General features: G+C 67.4%; 12 protein-coding genes. 9 read left to right on the forward strand and 3 right to left on the reverse strand.

Annotation, left to right across the window (positions count from 1 at the left end):
* The first annotated feature begins 37 nt into the window (after positions 1-37).
* A complete protein-coding gene (locus tag AC3XQU_RS08965) occupies positions 38-496 on the forward strand; it encodes a YybH family protein (protein ID WP_489873810.1) in 459 nt (152 codons plus the stop codon).
* 17 nt (positions 497-513) lie between these two features.
* Here AC3XQU_RS08965 and recJ read toward each other — a convergent pair whose 3' ends face one another.
* Positions 514-2,208: a single-stranded-DNA-specific exonuclease RecJ gene (gene recJ / locus AC3XQU_RS08970; protein WP_489873913.1), complete on the reverse strand. Its 1,695-nt coding sequence runs from the start codon at positions 2,206-2,208 to the stop codon at positions 514-516.
* A 35-nt stretch (positions 2,209-2,243) separates the two neighbouring features.
* The gene (locus tag AC3XQU_RS08975; protein ID WP_489873811.1) at positions 2,244-3,269 is read right to left on the reverse strand and encodes a hypothetical protein; all 1,026 of its coding nucleotides are present in this window, start codon (positions 3,267-3,269) and stop codon (positions 2,244-2,246) included.
* A gap of 146 nt (positions 3,270-3,415) precedes the next feature.
* On the opposite strand from AC3XQU_RS08975, the gene AC3XQU_RS08980 reads away from it, so the two are divergent.
* From AC3XQU_RS08980 to AC3XQU_RS09015, 8 genes are all read left to right on the forward strand, one after another.
* Positions 3,416-4,693, forward strand: a complete 1,278-nt coding sequence (locus AC3XQU_RS08980; RefSeq protein ID WP_489873812.1) for a lipoprotein-releasing ABC transporter permease subunit — start codon at positions 3,416-3,418, stop codon at positions 4,691-4,693.
* Between the two features lie 72 nt (positions 4,694-4,765).
* Positions 4,766-6,031: a lipoprotein-releasing ABC transporter permease subunit gene (locus tag AC3XQU_RS08985; protein ID WP_489873813.1), complete on the forward strand. Its 1,266-nt coding sequence runs from the start codon at positions 4,766-4,768 to the stop codon at positions 6,029-6,031.
* Positions 6,024-6,725: a lipoprotein-releasing ABC transporter ATP-binding protein LolD gene (gene lolD / locus AC3XQU_RS08990; RefSeq protein ID WP_489873814.1), complete on the forward strand. Its 702-nt coding sequence runs from the start codon at positions 6,024-6,026 to the stop codon at positions 6,723-6,725. The genes AC3XQU_RS08985 and lolD overlap by 8 nt, the downstream gene beginning before the upstream one ends.
* Positions 6,726-6,728: 3 nt before the next feature.
* A complete protein-coding gene (locus tag AC3XQU_RS08995) occupies positions 6,729-7,541 on the forward strand; it encodes a TatD family hydrolase (protein ID WP_489873815.1) in 813 nt (270 codons plus the stop codon).
* A 128-nt stretch (positions 7,542-7,669) separates the two neighbouring features.
* A complete protein-coding gene (locus AC3XQU_RS09000) occupies positions 7,670-10,462 on the forward strand; it encodes a type VI secretion system Vgr family protein (RefSeq protein ID WP_489873816.1) in 2,793 nt (930 codons plus the stop codon).
* A 25-nt stretch (positions 10,463-10,487) separates the two neighbouring features.
* Positions 10,488-12,221, forward strand: a complete 1,734-nt coding sequence (locus AC3XQU_RS09005) for an esterase/lipase family protein (RefSeq protein ID WP_489873817.1) — start codon at positions 10,488-10,490, stop codon at positions 12,219-12,221.
* Positions 12,218-13,954 (forward strand): T6SS immunity protein Tli4 family protein, encoded by a 1,737-nt coding sequence (locus tag AC3XQU_RS09010; protein ID WP_489873818.1) that lies wholly within the window; start codon positions 12,218-12,220, stop codon positions 13,952-13,954. Before AC3XQU_RS09005 ends, AC3XQU_RS09010 begins: the two co-directional genes overlap by 4 nt.
* A gap of 183 nt (positions 13,955-14,137) precedes the next feature.
* On the forward strand, positions 14,138-16,492 hold the full coding sequence (locus tag AC3XQU_RS09015; protein ID WP_489873819.1) for a DNA internalization-related competence protein ComEC/Rec2: 2,355 nt from the start codon (positions 14,138-14,140) through the stop codon (positions 16,490-16,492).
* A 3-nt stretch (positions 16,493-16,495) separates the two neighbouring features.
* Here the strand turns inward: AC3XQU_RS09015 and AC3XQU_RS09020 are convergent, their stop codons facing one another.
* On the reverse strand, positions 16,496-17,917 hold the full coding sequence (locus AC3XQU_RS09020; RefSeq protein WP_489873820.1) for a sensor histidine kinase: 1,422 nt from the start codon (positions 17,915-17,917) through the stop codon (positions 16,496-16,498).
* Position 17,918: the final 1 nt, after the last annotated feature.

Genomic DNA, 17,918 nt, shown 5'->3' on the forward strand with positions numbered 1-17,918 from the left:
TCTTGCAAATTAGAAACGCACTAACAAGGATGAGGCCATGCGCCTGCGTTTGCTGTCTGTTTTTTCCGCTTGCCTGATGCTGCTGGCCGCAGCGTCGGCAGGCGCGCGCGAATCGAACGGCGAATTGAAAAAACAGGTCATGGATGCCGAGCGGGGATTTGCCGCAACCATGAAAATGCGCGATATCGACGGTTTCGCCCGTTTCCTGGCCGACGAAGCCATTTTCATCTCGGCCCAGGGCAACTTGCGCGGCAAGGCTGCGATCGTCAAGGGCTGGCGCCAGTTCTATGCCGGGCCGCGCGCGCCCTTCTCGTGGGAGCCGGAAGAGGTCGAGGTAGTGGAATCGGGCACGCTGGCCTATAGCGGCGGACCGGTCTTCGATGCCGCGGGCAAGCGCATCGGGCGCTTCAATTCGATCTGGCGCTTGAAAGCGCCGGGACAATGGGAAGTCGTATTCGACCGCGGATCGGATTTCGGGCCGCCGCCGAAAAAATAAGGAAACGACGCCGCGTTTTACAGCGATTCGGCGTGCTCGACCAGCAGTTGCACTTTCGTCACGCCATTGTATTCGTTGGCATCAAGCCGGAACGCCACGCGCGCCCGGTCCGCCAGGCTGTCGGTATGGCCGAACCAGATCGCGTCGTAGCGCCGGCCGTTCTTTTCCAGCAGCAGCTTGAGGTGCCGCTCTTTCAGGATGCGCTGGCTGACCACGCGGAATTCGTCGCAGAACACCGGCGGCGCAAAGCCCTGGCCCCAAACCTGGCTGTCCATCTGCTCGATGAAGTGCGTCGAGTAATACTCGTCCTCGAGCGGGCCGTCGGTCTCGACGATGCGCTCGAGCTGGGCCGCGCTCAGCCAGGCATTGCCGACCGCTTCGAAGGCCTGCGAGAAGGTGTCGAAATGGTCGGCGCGGATGGTCAGGCCGGCCGCCATCGCGTGCCCGCCGAACTTGTCGATCAGGCCCGGCACGCGCTTGGACACGAGGTCGAGCGCGTCGCGCAGGTGAAAGCCCGGAATCGAGCGCCCCGAGCCCTTGATCCAGCCTTCCATGCCCGGCGCGAAGGTGATCGTCGGGCGGAAGAATTTTTCTTTCAGGCGCGAGGCGACGATGCCGATCACGCCCTGGTGCCAGCCCTGGTCGAACACGCTGATGGTGCTGCTGCTGGCCGGCTCGAAGCTGTCCAGGTGCAGCAGGGCGGTGTCCTGCATGTCCGCTTCGATCTCGCGGCGCTTGAGGTTGATGTCGTTGAGCTGCTGGGCGATCGCCCAGGCGCGGCCCGGGTCGTCCGTGACCAGGCATTCGATCCCGAGCGACATGTCTTCGAGACGGCCGGCGGCGTTCAGGCGCGGGCCGAGTGCAAAGCCCAGGTCGAACGGCGAGGCGCAGCGCGCTTCGCGTCCCGCCACCCGGAACAGCGCCGCCACCCCGGCATGCATGCGGCCCGCGCGCATCCGCTTGATGCCTTGCGCGACCAGGATGCGGTTGTTGGCGTCCAGCCGCACCACGTCGGCCACGGTGCCCAGCGCCACCAGGTCGAGCAGGCTGTCGAGCTTGGGCTGGGTCTGGGCATCGAACACGCCGCGCCGGCGCATCTCGGCGCGCAGCGCCAGCAGCACGTAGAACACCACGCCCACGCCCGCCAGGTGCTTGCTGGGGAAGCCGCACTCGGGCTGGTTCGGATTGACGATCACGCGCGCCGGCGGCAGCGCCTCGCCCGGCAGGTGGTGGTCGGTGACCACCACTTCGATGCCGCGCCGGTTTGCCTCCAAGACGCCGTCGATGCTCGCAATGCCGTTGTCGACGGTGATGATGATGTCGGGCGCCTTTTCGCGCGCGGTGAGCTCGACGATCTCGGGGGTCAGGCCGTAGCCGTACTCGAAGCGGTTCGGCACGATGTAGTCGACGTTGGCGCCCATCATGCGCAGCCCGCGCAGCGCGACCGCGCAGGCGGTGGCGCCGTCGCAGTCGTAGTCCGCGACGATGGTCATGCGTTTTCCCGCCGCGATGGCGTCGGCCAGGAACACGGCCGCGGCATCGATCTGCATCAGGGCGCCGGGCGGCACCAGCGAGGCCAGCTCGCTGGAGAGCTCGCGCGCGTCGACCAGGCCGCGCGACGCATAGATGCGCGCCAGTACCGGGTGTACGCCGCCCTGGCGCAGCATCTCGGAGGTGCGGAACGGGCAGGGGCGGGTGGTGATGCGGGTCATGGTGCCGGTGGTGCGTTTTTCGGTGCTTGCAGGGTTCAAATCAGTCGATCCAGGGTCGGCCGGCGCCAGAACTTGCGTTGCGCCATGGCGGTGGTGGTGAATTCGGCAAGCGCGTCGCGGTGGCTCAGCACCAGGTGCAGGCGCTTGACGCGGCCCTGGACCAGTGCCGCATGCAGCGGCGCGAACAGCTTGTCTTCCAGTTGGTGAACCTGCTGCAGCCACACGCCCCAGTCGGCGGCGATGGCCGCGTCGGCCAGGGTGCCGACATAGAGCAGGCCGTCCTGGCCCAGGGCGTTTCCAACGTCGTCGAGCGAGCCGGTCTTGCGCTGCGAGAGCGCGCCGATCCAGCCGGGCGCCCCGACGCTGGTGACAGGGGTGAAAGGGGTGGCAGGGCGGGCGCCGCCAGCGGCGGCGCCCCACAGCCAGAAGGCGTTCACGGCCGGCAGGCGCCTGGCTTCGCGCGCGGCGTTCACCGGATGGGTGTGCCAGGCCATCTGCACTTCGTTCTGCAGCTTGCGGTAGGCCAGCGCCCGCGGCCCGCGCGGCACGAAATCGGTCAGGTCCATGCCCACCACGGTGTCCGGGGTCGCGGTGTCGATATGCGCCCAGTCGTCGGCGCGCAGGAACCAGGTGTGGGCGTCGCCATAGCGCAGGGGCCGGTCGATGTCCTCGCACAGCGGCCGGGCCGCCTCGAACAGGGCGCGGCCTTCGTCTTCTTCCAGGCCCAGGTGGCGCAGGTCGGCCATCATCGAGTGGCTGCGCGCGATCTGCACGTGGGCGGGGTTGACGATGAACCAGGCGCCGTCGCCGGGATCGAGCCCGAAGCCGCGCATGGCTGCGGCGGCAAAGGCCGGCTGGCCGTCCTGGGCCAGGCCGAGACTGCGCGCCAGCCATTGCTCGTGTGGCAAGGCGCGTGCGGTATCCACCGCCGCACTGCGCTCGTGCGAACTGGTGCGGGTGAGCAGGGAGGCCAGCATCGGGGTCTGCATGGCGCGCACCAGGTCGGGCGCGAATTCGGGAAACGGGAGCAGGTGGGGCAGGACGAGCGTTATGTGGGACATGCCGCCATTTTAAGGCAAATACGCGCATCGCGAACGGTCGTGCACCCGTTTGACGCAGCCCGGCGGCAGGCCGGCGACATGTTTTTGCGACAGGAAGCGCCGATGTCTGGCAAACTGTCGGGTTGGCAAACCAACAACCGGATTTCATGAGCATCACCCACAAGCTGCCCTACGAGTGGCAGGTCGGCCTGCGCTACACCCGCGCGGGCAAGCGCAGCGGGCGCAACAGCTTCATTTCCTTCATTTCGATGGCCTCGGTGGCCGGCATCGCGCTCGGCGCGGCCGCCCTGATCATCGTGCTGTCGGTAATGAACGGCTTCGAGAAGGAAGTCACGGCGCGCATGCTGTCGGTGCTGGCCCATGTGGAAATATTCGACGCCAGCGGCGCCATGCCGGGCTGGCGCGCGTCGCGCGAGCAAGCACTGCGCAACCCGGAAGTGCGCGCCGCCGCGCCTTTCGTCGAGGCCCAGGCCATGCTGCTCAGCGACGGCGTGATGAAGCCGGTGCTGCTGCGCGGCGTCGACCCTGCCCAGGAACCGACCGTGTCTGATGTTGCCAAGCACATGCGCGAAGGGCGCTTCGACGCGATCGCACCGGGCTCGTACCACATCATCATCGGCCGCGCGCTGGCCACCTCGCTCGACGTGGGCGTGGGCGACCGCATCACGCTCCTGATGGCCTCGGCCAGCGGAGCCATTCCAGGCCAGGCCGCCGGCATGATGCCGCGCACCCGCCCGCTTACCGTGGCCGGCATCTTCGAGGCCGGCCATTTCGAATTCGACTCGACCCTGGCCTTTGCCAACATCCAGGATGCGCAGGAGCTGGCCGGTGCTTCCGCCCCGGGCGGCCTGCGCCTGCGCCTGGCCGACATGCAGCGCGCCCCGCAGGTGGCCAGCCAGCTACAGGCGAGCATGACGGGCGAACTGTTCATCCGCGACTGGTCGAAGGTCAATGCGATGTGGTTCGCGGCCGTGCAGTCGCAAAAGCGCATGATGTTCATCATCCTGACCATGATCGTGGCGGTGGCCGCCTTCAACCTGGTCTCGACCCTGGTGATGACGGTGCGCGACAAGCAGTCCGACATCGCCATCCTGCGCACCCTGGGCGCCTCGCCGCGCTCGATCATGACCATCTTCATGGTGCAGGGCACGCTGGTGGGCGTGCTGGGCGCGCTGCTGGGCGTGGGCCTGGGCGTGCTGGTGGCGCTCAATATCGACGTCATCGTGCCTTTCATCGAACGCAGCTTCAAGGTGCAGTTCCTGTCGCAGGAGGTCTACCTGATCAGCGAGATCCCGTCCGAGCTGCGCTGGCTCGATGTCGGCTGGATCGGCGGCGTCGCGGTACTGCTGGCCTTCCTGGCCACGCTCTACCCGAGCTGGTCGGCCTCGCGCACCAAGCCGGCGGAGGCGCTGCGCTATGAATAAGCCCGCATTTGCCCCTGTCGCTGGCGCGGCGCGTATGGCACACTGCGGCCTCGAACAACAAGGCTGCACAGCATGAGCATCGCCCAGAACCTGCCCTACGAATGGCTGGTCGGCCTGCGCTACACGCGCGCCGGCAAGGGAAGTAGCCGCAACAGCTTCATTTCCTTCATCTCCCTGATTTCCGTCTCCGGCATCGCGCTGGGCGTGGCGGCCCTGATCATCATCCTGTCGGTGATGAACGGCTTCCAGAAGGAAGTCACCGACCGCATGCTGTCGGTACTGGCCCATATCGAGGTCTTCGACAACCGCGGCAGCATGCCGGACTGGCGTGCCGCCGCCCAGGCCGCGGCCCGTAACCCGGCCGTGCGCGGCGCCGCGCCCTTTGTCGAGACGCAAGGCATGCTGGTGGGCGAAGGCGTCATGCGCCCCTCGGTGATCCGCGGCATCCTGCCTGGCCAGGAAGACCAGGTCTCCAGCATCGCCAAACAGGTCAAGGCAGGCAGCCTGGACGCCCTGCAGCCCGGCTCGTTCAACATCGTGCTGGGCTATGCGCTGGCGCGCTCGCTCAATGTGGGCATCGGCGACAAGGTCACCATGCTGCTGGCCAAGGGCCAGGTCACGCCGGCCGGCCTGTTGCCGCGCAGCCGCAGCTTTACCGTCGCCGGCATCTTCGAGGCCGGGCATTTCGAATTCGATGCGGCGCTGTCCTTCGTGCACATCGAAGACGCCCAGCGCATGGAGCGGCTGGATGCGCCCATGGGCCTGCGCCTGCGGGTCGAGGACATGCATGCGGCGCCCATCGTCGCCGCCGAGCTGAAAAAGAGCATGCCGGGCGACCTGGACATGCGCGACTGGTCCAAGCTCAATGCCAACTGGTTCGCTGCCGTACAGACCGAAAAGAAGATGATGTTCATTATCCTCACCCTGATCATCGCGGTGGCCGCCTTCAACCTGGTGTCGACCCTGGTGATGACGGTGACCGACAAACAGGCCGACATCGCCATCTTGCGCACCCTGGGCGCCTCACCGCGCTCGATTCAAAAGATCTTCATGGTGCAGGGCGCGCTGGTGGGCATCCTCGGGACCGTGCTGGGCGTCGGCGGGGGCGTGCTGGTGGCCCTGAACATCGATACCATCGTCCCGTTTATTGAACATTTGTTGGGAGTGCAGTTCTTGTCGAAAGATATCTACCTGATCAGCGCCGTGCCGTCCGAACTGCGCTGGCCGGACGTGGCCAAGATCGGCGGCGTCTCGGTGCTGCTGGCGTTCGCGGCGACCATCTACCCGAGCTGGTCGGCTTCGCGTGTGAAACCGGCGGAGGCCCTGCGTTATGAATAACCCATCCAGCAACGCCCCGGTGCTGTCCTGCCGCGGCCTCGGTAAAACCTTCAAGCAGGGCGACTATACGGTCAAGGTGCTCGACGGGATCGATTTCGCCATCCACCGCGGCGAGCGCGTCGCCATCGTCGGCGCCTCGGGCTCGGGCAAGTCGACCCTGCTGCACCTGCTGGGCGGGCTGGATACGCCATCGACCGGCAACGTGACCCTGCTGGGCGAAGACTTCGCCACCCTGTCGGAAACCCGCCGCGGCGACCTGCGCAACTCGTCGCTGGGCTTCGTCTACCAGTTCCACCACCTGCTGCCGGAATTCTCGGCGCTGGACAACGTCATGATGCCCCTGATGATCCGGCGCGAAGCGCGCGAGTCGGCGCAGCAGAAGGCCGAAGCCATCCTGGGGCGCGTGAACCTCGGCAAGCGCGTCGTGCACCGCCCGGGCGAACTGTCCGGCGGCGAACGCCAGCGCGTGGCCCTGGCGCGCGCCCTGGTCACCCAGCCGGCCTGCGTGCTGGCCGACGAGCCGACCGGTAACCTGGACCACAGTACCGCCCAGACCATCTTCGATCTGATGCTGGAACTGTCGCGCACCCTCGGCACGGCCTTTGTCATCGTCACCCACGACATGGAGCTCGCCCGCCGCTGCGACCGCGTGCTGCGCCTGACCGAACACGGACTGCAAGCGGCCGAAAGCTGAACCATGTGGATCGACACCCACTGCCATCTCGATGCCCGTGAATTCGGCGCCCAGTCGCTCGACGTCGCGGCGCAGGCGGCCAGGGCAGGGGTGTCGGTGATCATGGCGATGGCGGTCGAGCGCGGCAACTTCGGCGCCGTTGCCGAGCTTGCTGCGAACGCCCCGAACGTCGCCTATGCGCTGGGCATCCACCCGATCTGCGTGCCGCAGGCGCAGGACGAAGACCTCGAGGCGCTGCGCGCCGCCGTCGAAGCGGCCTTGGGCGACCCGAATTTCGTGGGCATCGGCGAAATCGGCCTGGATTACTTCATCCCGCTGCTGTGCGAGCCGGCCATGCGCGAGAAGCAGGAGCGTTTCTTCCGCGCCCAGCTGCGCATCGCCCGCGACTTCGACCTGCCCGTAATGACCCATGTGCGGCGCTCGCAGGACCAGGTGCTCAAGCACCTGCGCCAGATCCGCCCGCCGGGCGGCATCGCCCACGCCTTCAACGGCAGCTTCCAGCAGGCGCACACCTTCATCGACCTGGGCCTGCACCTGGGCTTCGGCGGCGCCATGACCTTTACCCGCGCCCTCCAGATCCGGCGCCTGGCCACCGAGCTGCCCCTGTCCTCGATCGTGCTGGAAACCGACTCCCCGGACATCGCGCCGAGCTGGATCCACCCGGGCCGCAATACCCCCGACCAGCTGCCGCGCATCGGCGCCGCCCTGGCCGAACTGCGCGGGATCGCCGAGGCCGACGTGCGCGAGGCGGTGCACCGCAATTGCCTGGCCGCGATTCCGCGGCTGGCGGCCCTCGCGAAACTAGCGCCCGGCTGACCGGTTCCCGACCGTCTCTCGGTCGGGAAGTTCGTTTTTCTTGATGACGGGCCGCAATGCCCGGGCTCTTCCGTTCTGCCAATATGCATTCTTCGCTGCGACGCAGCCACGAGAACAGGGAGACGGACTTGGACAGTGCGAGCGAATTCCTGCGGATGCTGAGGCACGAGAAATCGCTGACCACCGCCCATCGCCCGATCCGGCTGCGGCTGGGCCACGCCGACCACCTCTCCGACGAACTGCTGCTGCCCCAGCGCGTGCAGGGCCACGAATCGGTCTGCGGCGGCTTCGAATACATCATCACCTGCGTCGCCGATACGCCGCGCATCCCGCTCAAGGAACTCATCGCGCTGCCCGCCGAACTGCAGCTGGTGACCGACCGCGGCCAGCTGCGCAGCATCTGCGGCATCGTGGCCGAGGCGCGCGCGGGCGACCACGACGGCGGCCTGGCCGTCTACCAGCTGGTCATGCGCGATGCGCTGGCCATCATGGAAAAGCGCGTCAACAGCCGGGTGTTCCGCTACCAGAACGAGCTCGAGATCGTGCAGGTCCTGTTCGACGAGTGGCGCCAATCCAACAGTGTCATGGCCAGCGCATTCGACTACGAACTCGACCCGCTGTTCGACATGCGCCAGTTCCCGCCGCGCGAACAGACCATGCAGTACAACGAATCCGACGCATCGTTTGTCAGGCGCCTGCTCAAGCGGCGCGGCATCGCCTGGACCTTCCGCCCGGGACGCGCCCGCGCCGGCGCCGCCGAGCAGGAGTCCGACGACACCCCGGTGCACACCCTGGTGATGTTCTCCGACGGCGCTTCGCTGCCGCGCAGCGCGGCCGGCAGCGTGCGCTACCACCGCACGGATGCCACCTCCGAGCGCGACACCGTGGTCTCCTGGTGCGCCGCCCGGCGCCTGCAGCCGGGCAGCATCGGCCGCCACAGCTGGGACTACCGCAACCCCTCGGGCACCCAGTTCATGACCGCCACCGCGCGCGGCATGGCCGACCAGGGCCGCAGCGGCAATGCGCTGGCCGCCACGCTCGACGACTACCTGGTCGAGATCCCGCATGCCGGCAACGACGTCGAAGACCACTGGCGGCTCGGCCAGGTGCGCATGAACCGCCACGAATTCGACACCAAGTGCTTCCACGGCGAAGGCAGCGTGCGCGACCTGTGCGCCGGCGAATACTTCACCCTCGCCGGGCACCCCGAGATCGACACCCATCCGGAAAGCGAGCGCGATTTCGTCGTCACGGCCGTCTGGATGGAAGCCGAGAACAACCTGCCGGCCGATCTTTCCAGCCGGGTGCGCCGCCTGATGGGCCCCTACAGCCCGGAGCGCGCCATGCTCGCTCCCAACGAGCACCCGGTGGCCGGCGACGGCGTGCGCGTGCGCATGCGTTTCGACGCCGTGCGCCGCGGCATCCCGCTGGTGCCGGCCTTCGATCCGCGCCTCGACCTGCCGCATCCCGAGCTGCAAAGCGCGATCGTCACCGGGCCGCCGGGCGAAGATGTGCATTGCGACGCGCTGGGGCGGGTCAAGATCCGCTTTCCCGGCATGCGCACGGCCGACCACAAGCATGCGCATGGGGCGGGGGTGTCGGACACCCCGGCCGATTCGGCCTGGGTGCGGGTGTCGTCGAGCTGGGCCGGAGCCGGCCCTGGATCGAAGCAGCAGTGCGGGACACTCGCACTGCCGCGCGTCGGCACCGAAGTCCTCGTGGCCTTCCTCGGTGGCGACCCGGACCGTCCAGTCATCCTTTCCCAGGTCTTCAATCAACGCGGCGAGCCGCCGCAACTGAGCGCCGGCGGCAGCCTGCCGGGAGACCGCTACCTGTCCGGAACCAGAACGCGCGAGATCGGCGGCCAGCGCGGCAACCAGCTGCGTTTCGACGACACCCGCGGCGAGATCGGCGCGCAACTGTCGAGCGACCACGGCGCGACCCAGCTCAATCTCGGATGGCTGAGCCATCCGAGGGCCAACGCAAGCGCAAGCCCGCGCGGAGAGGGCGCCGAACTGCGCACCGACCATGCCGTGGCAATTCGCGGGAAAAAAGGCGTGCTGGTGAGCGCGGAAGCGTCGCCCGTGGAGGAGGGAAACCAGTTGTCGCGCACCGGCCTGGTAAGCATTGCCGAACTTCTGCACAGCGTCGTCGACGAGATGGCGAAGCTGGCGGAGCAGCATACCGGCGACGAAGCGGGCGCGCGCCGGCTGGCGGAATTGTCCGACAAGCTCAAACGCTGGGACCAGGGTTCCAACGGTGCTGGCGGCGACATGGCTGGCGAGCCGCTGGTCGCCATCTCCGCGCCCGCCGGCATCATGATGGCCAGCCCATCCAATGTCGCGATCGGCTCCGAAAGCCAGGTCGACGTGGTGAGCGGCGGCGACGCGCAAACGACCGCTGGCGGAAACCTTTTCTTGCGGGCGGCACGCGGCATCAGCGCGTTTGCGCAGTCGCTCGGGGTAAAGCTCGTCGCCGGGAGCGGCAATATCCTCGTGCAGGCGCACCAGGGCGCGGTCGAGGTGAAGTCTTCGCGACGGATCAGCCTGATCTCTTCGGAAGCGATCCATATCGAAGCCCCCCTTGTCCGGATTGTCTCGAAGGGTGCGCAAACGGAGTGGGCCGACGGGAAAATCACGCAACAGAGCACCGGCGAGCACCTGATCAAGGCGCGGACGGTGGCGCATGTGGCCCCCGCAGGCGCAGGCCCCTCGGAACTCGATCTGGCCAGCACGCCCTTGCGTACCGACGAGCGACTGGTATTGCGGCACCTGCAGACACGCGAGCCCATCCCTTCCCAGCGCTATATCGCCCATCTGCAGGACGGCAGGACGGTCACAGGCGTCAGCGATGAGCTCGGGCGTACGGCGCTGGTCAAAGGCGACATGACCGGGCCCGTCCATTTCGAGCTTCTCCCGTGAACTTCGCTGAACAGGCTTTGCCGTCATGAGTGAATCAACCAGGCCGCTTCCGTCGCTCATCCCCTTGCCGCACGGCGGATGGCAAGCCGATTCGTTCATGTCGTCGCCGGAATTTACGCTGCGCGGATTGGGGCTCATGCCTCCCAATAACGTTGTCCCCATCATTGTTGTGCCGGGCATCATGGGCACCAATCTCAGGGCGAAACAGAAGCCCAGCCTGGGACGCATCGACGATGAAAGGAACAAGCTTGCCAGGCCCGGCCAGCCCATCTGGCGTCCTCCCAATGGTCCCGGCGAAGGACTCCGGGCTTCCAAGACCTGGGACAGTTATTCCGCGATAGAACGCCAGCGGTTGTTCGATCCTGCCACGCTCGAAGTCGACGATGGCGGCCCGGTGGTCATGCCCGATCCTGTCGACGGCTATATCCTGACCGAGCGCGAGGTGCGCGAGCGCGGCTGGGGAGAAGTGCACGCCGATTCCTATGGCCCTCTGCTGCATGCCTTGCAGATGCGCCTGAACCAGACTTTCGGGTTCGACGACCAGGGAAAAAGACGCTTCATCAAGCCACACTGGAAGGAGGTGATGGCCTGCGATCCCCAGAAATGGGGGCTGCGCGAGTTTGCCCCGCTGACCGAGCAGCACCTCGAAAAACATGCCCGCTACTATTTTCCGGTCTATGCAGTCGGTTATTGCTGGCTATCCGACTGCAAGACGTCGGCGGCGCTGCTGGAAAAGCGCATTCTTGCCATTATCGACTCCTGGACCAGGGCAAAACGGCAGTGCAGCAAGGTCATCCTTGTGACCCACTCGATGGGCGGGCTGGTGGCCAGGGCCTGTGCCAAGCGCATTCCGGGGAAGATCGCCGGTGTCATCCATGGCGTGATGCCGGCTTTGGGCGGGCCGGTGGCTTACCGGCGCATTGCCTGCGGTACCGAGCAATCGAGCCCAAGTAACAATCCTGCCGAGAATTTCTCGGCGTCGAGGGTCGCCAAGATCCTGGGAACCAGCGCCGAGAAGACGACGCCGGTCCTGGCGACCTCGCCGGGCGCACTCGAGCTGCTGCCGAATCATCTCTATCCCCACGCATGGCTCCATGTCCGTGTCGTGAAGCTGGGGGGCGGCGCGCGCACGCCTGCGGAACCGGCTGCCCTCTCCGGGTACCAGGCCAAGCCCTACGACGCCTTGCATTTTCCCAGCGCGAACCTGCAGAACCCGTACGACCTGTACCGGGACACGAAGTCGTGGTTCCGCCTGATCAACCTGTCACTTGCCGACCCCGCAAAAAAATACCGCGAAAAAATCGGGGGCGTGGAAAAAGCCGTGAGGGCTGCCGTCGACACTGCGGAAAAATTTCATCGCTCGCTGGAGAATTACTACCACCCCAATACCTACGCATTTTATGGCGACGACAACGAAAAGCTGTCCTTCGGGAACATTCGGTGGATCGCGCTCCAGCAAGCTGGATCGGCCACGGCCCTGACACCCGCGAACCTTGCTGCTGCTCAGTACATCGGCGATACCGATACCGGCCAACGACGCGTACTGGTCGAGGGGAAGACCGAGTTGCGTTTCGCGCCCGACCAGCAGGAATCCCGTGGCGACGGGACTGTTCCCCATCAATCCGGCGCCGGGCCAGTCGGGCGAGTGAAACAGGTGTTTGCGATGAGGGGATTCGATCACCAGGAGTCGTATGACAATGAGGACGTACTCATGTTAACACTCCGATTGATCACCCAGATTGTCCAGGAGATTTCGTGAAGCAATGGATCCAGACCAGGCTGGCAAGCATGCTGGCCGGGATCCTCTGCGCCGCATTGGCGGCCACCTGGGCTGCGGGAAAAGTCCTGGATAGGCAAGAGGAAGCCCGCCGGGACCAACACGAGGTAGCGCGAATGACCCAGAAGATGAAAACGGTGTGTGTCGGCAGGTTGCTGATCGATTTGCCGGAAGAAGCAGAGGCAGAGCTGACACGGGCCCGCATCGGCGGTTTCGATATCGTGGCGTTCAATGAAACTGCCGATGCATTCGAAAAGCGCGTCCGGGATCGCGAAGCCCAGCTCCGGGCAAAGCCGGATCAACTCGGCGGGAACAGGAATCTCGAATGGGCCAGGAACATACAAACCGACAGTGGGCTGACAGGCAAAATCTTCGTACACGCCCGCACGGTCACCGAAGGTACGGCGGCGAACGGTCTCGAACTGGAACGCTACCGCTACGAAAGCGTCACGGCCGAAGCCCTTGTACACGCCGCTGGCGTCAGCATCGACCTGGAAGCGGACGATTACGACCCGGGCAAGGTCGATGCCTTGGCAAAGCTGCTCACGCAACTCGTTGCCAATCCCGGGAACGCCATTCCCAGTGAACCCGGGTATTGCATCGCCCACGCATACTTCCGGGATCCGCTCACGGCCAGCCAGGGCGAACAAATCATGATGCTCGCCCGCTTGCCAAGTCATCCGGACATCGACCTGATGCTGGTGCTTTCGGCTGGACTCAAGCCGGACAAGCATGGTCTTCTCGCACGATCCGAAGCGGCGGTCGGGCGCCTGTCGATGGCGGAGAAAGCGCGCGTGTCGACCTTGCGGGCAGCGCCGCGCGAGATTGGCGGACTGCCCGGCGAGGAACTGGTCGAATTGTTTGTCGAGGAAAGCGACGCGCGTGTCCACAGCTTCTGGTGGGAAGTGAGCGGGACGGAGAACAACGTGTTCCTGCCCCATCTGGTGTTCAAGATGAATACCGGGATCGGCGCCAACGGACCCGTTCCATCGTCCCTGTCCGAAGGCAGCGCACTGGGCTTGTGGGACAAGCTCGCTTCCAGTATCCGCTTGCGGCCGACGGGCCTGCCGGCAAGTACGCGCGTCGAAGTGCCGCCAGTACCGATCGGTACCTACGCGTCTGCCGGCGAAGAGTGCCCTGAAAGTGGATGGTGGCATTGCGGTGACGGCGGCAAGGGTGTGAACGTCCAGGGCGGCCAGCGCCAATACATCAGGAAGGGCGAGCCGATGCCGCAGGCCCTGTTGCTGCCTCCCCCGACCCTGTGGGACAAGATGCGCGGACTGCAGCCAAGTTTCGAATCGAAGAACCGCACTCCCTGGAAACTTGTCGACAAGCGTGCACGCAAGCGCTCGCCTCCGGCACTTCCACTGGCAATGCCCGTCCTCCCTTCGAACACGGCCGCAGCCGGCAGCAGCCCCAGCCTGGAGGAGGCCCGCCACGTGGCCGTCGGCAGTTTTGCGGCAACGGGTTTTCCTTGCCCGGCCAGTGGCTGGTGGCAATGTGAAGCATCGCATGCGCTCGACGGTACACGTTGGTTTGCCCAAGGCGTCCTGCTTCCACCCGCCACCTTCGCCGTCCCACCCGGCGTCTTCGGCCGCTCCGCCAATACGCCCAAGTCGATCCAGCGCCGCGGCGAGTGGCGCCTTGTCCGCCTGGCCGAGGCCTCCAGCCACGACACTGCCGATCCTGCCACTCAAGACGCGAACAAGGCTTGAGCAGCGGCGCAGCGGGGACGATACCGATTCTGAAGGACAGCCAGTGGTTTGCATTCGTCGCGAGAGATCGGTAAACGTGTTGCCCGGGCTTGCCTGTACCGCAGGTTCAACTAGTGCGTTTATCGAGATGCGCCGGGCCGGTGCGCCGCCAGTTGCGGCCTGCATGCTTGAGCGCCGCTGACCATGCGCTGCGCCTCCCTGGCATTGCTGAGCGGCGTGTGCTGGGTCCAGACCCTCGCCGCGCTGCCGTCGCCGAGAGCGATCCTCGCCGCTGCCGCCATCGCTTGCCTGCTGTTGGTCCTCAAGCGCCGCATTGCCAGCCTGTGCGCCGCCGCCTTGTTCGGTGCTGCCTGGGCCGCATGCGTCGCGACGCTGGCGCTCGCCGATGCATTGCCGCGCGAGCTCGAAGGCAAGGACATCACGGTGATCGGCACCGTGGCCAGCCTGCCGCATGCATTCGACGGCGGCACGCGCTTCCATCTCGACGTCGAGCAGGTCGCCACACCCGGCGCCACGGTCCCCAGGCGCATCGCCCTGTCATGGTATGGCCGGATGACGGGAGCAAACGAAACGGCTCAGGTGGAACCGGGCGAGCGCTGGCGCCTCGTCGTGCGGCTCCAGCGCCCGCACGGCAACGCCAATCCGCATGGCTTCGACTACGAAGCCTGGCTGCTGGAGCAGGGCGTGCGCGCGACCGGCTATGTGCGTCCAGCCGGGGGCGGCAACCGGCGCCTCGAGCGCTTCGTGCCGTCCGCCGGCCATGTCGTGGAACGTGCGCGCGCCGCGCTGCGCCGCCACATCCTGGCGCAATTGGAGGGCAAGCGCTACGCAGGCGTCATCGTTGCATTGGTCATCGGCGACCAGCGCGGCATCGAGCAATCGGACTGGGACGTCTTCAACCGCACCGGCATCGGCCACCTGGTGTCGATCTCGGGCCTGCACGTGACCATGGTGGCAGGCCTGGGCGCATGGGCGATGTCGTGGCTGTGGCGCCGCTCCTGCTTCATCGCGGGCGCCGCGCTGCCTCTGCTGCTGCCGGCGCAGAAGGCGGCGGCCCTGGCCGGCGCGCTCACCGCGCTGCTGTATGTGCTGCTGGCCGGCTTCGGCGTGCCGGCCCAGCGCACCTTCTACATGCTCGCCACCGTCGCCGTCGCACTCTGGAGCGGGCGCATCGTGGCGCTGTCGCAGGTGCTCTGCCTGGCGCTCGCCGTGGTGGTCGTGATCGATCCATGGGCGGTGCTCTCGCCCGGTTTCTGGCTCTCGTTCTGCGCGGTGGCCGTCATCCTGTATGCGAACCTCGGGCGCGTACAGGGTGCTACGGGCTGGCGCCGCACCCTGGGCATTGCCGCCCGGACCCAGTACGCCGTCACACTCGGCCTGGCGCCGCTGACCCTGCTGTTGTTTTCGCAGGTGTCGATCGTGAGCCCGATCGCCAACGCCGTCGCGATTCCGGTGGTCAGCCTGGCGGTGACCCCGCTGGCGCTCCTTGGCGCGCTGCTGCCGGCGCCGCTGGCGGGATGGGTGCTGGGGCTGGCGCACCTGATGGTCGAGCTGCTGGCGCAAGCCCTGGGCTGGCTGGCGGCCGGACCGTTGGCCGTGTGGACGGCGCCGGCGCCGCAGCCCTGGGTGTTGGCACTGGCCCTGGCCGGCACGGCCTGGATGCTGGCGCCGCGCGGCTGGCCGCACCGCTGGGCCGGACTGGCAGCCTGGGCGCCGATGCTGGCCCAGTTGCCCGAGACGCCCGATGCCGGCAGGTTCACGGTCACGGCCTTCGACGTGGGGCAGGGCATGGCGCTGCTGGTCGAAACCGGCACGCACCGCCTGCTGTATGACGCCGGCCCGCAGTATGCGCCGGGCACCGACGCCGCCGGCCGCATCATCCTGCCCTACTTGCGCGGGCGCGGCATCCGCGACCTCGACGCGCTGGTGGTCTCGCACAGCGATACCGACCACGCAGGCGGGGCGCGCACGCTATTGCAGGGAATCGAGGTCGGCGAAGTGCAGTCCTCGCTCGCCGCCGGCCACGCGATCGTGCGCGCAGCGCGCAGCCACGTCCGCTGCGCGGCCGGCCAGGCCTGGACCTGGGACGGCGTGCGTTTCGAGATGCTGGGGCCCGCGCCAGGCAGCTACGCCGAAGCGGCCCTCAAGGCCAATGCGCGCAGCTGCGTGCTGCGCATCAGCGCGGGCGGCAAGGCGATCGTGCTGGCGGGCGATATCGAGGCGGCGCAGGAAGCGCAACTGGTGGCGCAGGCGCCAGGCGCGCTGCGTGCCGACGTGCTGCTGGCCCCGCACCACGGCAGCGGCACCTCGTCCACCGCCGGCTTTCTATCGGCCGTCAATCCCAGCGTCGGCATCTTCCAGGTCGGCTACCGCAACCGCTACCGCCACCCGAAGGCCGAGGTGCTTGCGCGCTACCAGGCGCTCGGCATTCGCCGCATCCGCACCGATGAATCGGGCGCGCTCACGATCCGCTTCGGCGAGGCGATCCAGGTGGAGCAATACCGTAGCAGCCACCCCAGGTACTGGCACGGCCGCTAGGCGTCAAGCGCCCGTCGGCAGGGTGACCGTCACCTGCAGCCCGCCGCCGTCGCGGTTGGCCGCGCGGATCTGGCCGCCGTGGGCCAGCACCACGCGCTGGGCGATCGCCAGGCCCAGGCCGTGGCCATCGACGCTGGCGCCGGCCGGGTTCGAGCGGAAGAAGGGCTCGAACACCGAGGCCAGGTCGGCCGGGGCGATGCCGGGGCCGCGGTCGAGCACCTCGACCTGGGCCGCTTGGCCGTCGCAGCGCAATACCGCGCGCAGCTCGCCGCCGCTGCCGCCATGCCGCACCGCGTTGCGCACGATGTTTTCCAGTGCGCTCCACAGCAGGTCGGGGTCGCCCTGCACGATCACCGGGCCGGGCGCCTCGACGCTCATGCGCAGGGGGCCAGCGCCGGGCAGGCCGCCACCGGCTTCGAAGCGTGCATCGGCGACGATTTCGTCCATGAGCTCGGCCAGGTCGAGCTGTTCGCGCCGGACCAGGGCGGGCGAGGCCTCGAGGCGCGACAGGGTCAGCAGGCCGCCGACCAGTTTGTCCATGCGCATGCTCTCGCGCTCGATGCGGTCGAGCGAGGACGCGATCTTGTCCGGCTGCTGGTGGGCCAGCCCGACCGCGGCCTGCAACCGCGCCAGCGGCGAACGCAGCTCGTGCGAGACGTCGTGCAGCAGGCGGCGCTGGCCATCCATCAGGGCGCGCAGTTGGGCGCTCATGCGGTCGAAGTCGCGCCCCAGGTCGTTCAGTTCGTCGCCGCCGCGCGCCGCTCCGCGGCCGCCGCCGGTAAAGCGCGGCGCCAGGTCGCCCGCCGATGCCGCTTCGAAGGCGCTGCGCAGGGCGCGGATCGGGCGCGAGAAATACCAAGCGAGGAGGGCGGCGAACAGCAGGCTGGCCAGCGTGCCGGCGACGATGCCGGCCACCTGGCCGACGCCGCGGCTCAGTCCCCGCCCCGGGCCGAAGCCGGGAGACGGGCGCCCGCCCGTACTCACCAGCACCGGGGAGGTGGCGACACGCGCGGCCATGCCCATCCTGTGGTTGGGCCGCTGCACGAAGGCCAGGTAGCGCGCGCCGGACGGGTCCTGGAGATGGCGGATGCCGCGCAGGGCTTCGCCCGAGGCCAGCTTGCGGTCGACCTCGGCCAGCAGCTCGGCCGGCACCACGCGCCCGAGCAGTTCGCGGCGGCTAGCGTCGAGCACGAAGACCTGCGGGCGTTTGAGTTCGCCGATCATGCCGCGCAGCGCCGGCATGCCGCCGTGCTTGAGCGTGGCGCTTGCCGCGTCGAGCGCAACGAAGGCGGGCGGGCCGGTGTCGAGTTCGGCCGCGCGGCTGCGGGACTGGTCATACAGCCAGAAGGCGCCGCCGATGCCGATGGTGGCGGCCACCTGCGCCAGCAGGATACACAGGAAGAACTTCCAGAACAGGCGCCCCATG

The sequence above is a fragment of the Telluria sp. AZSoR62 genome (genome assembly GCF_058111565.1).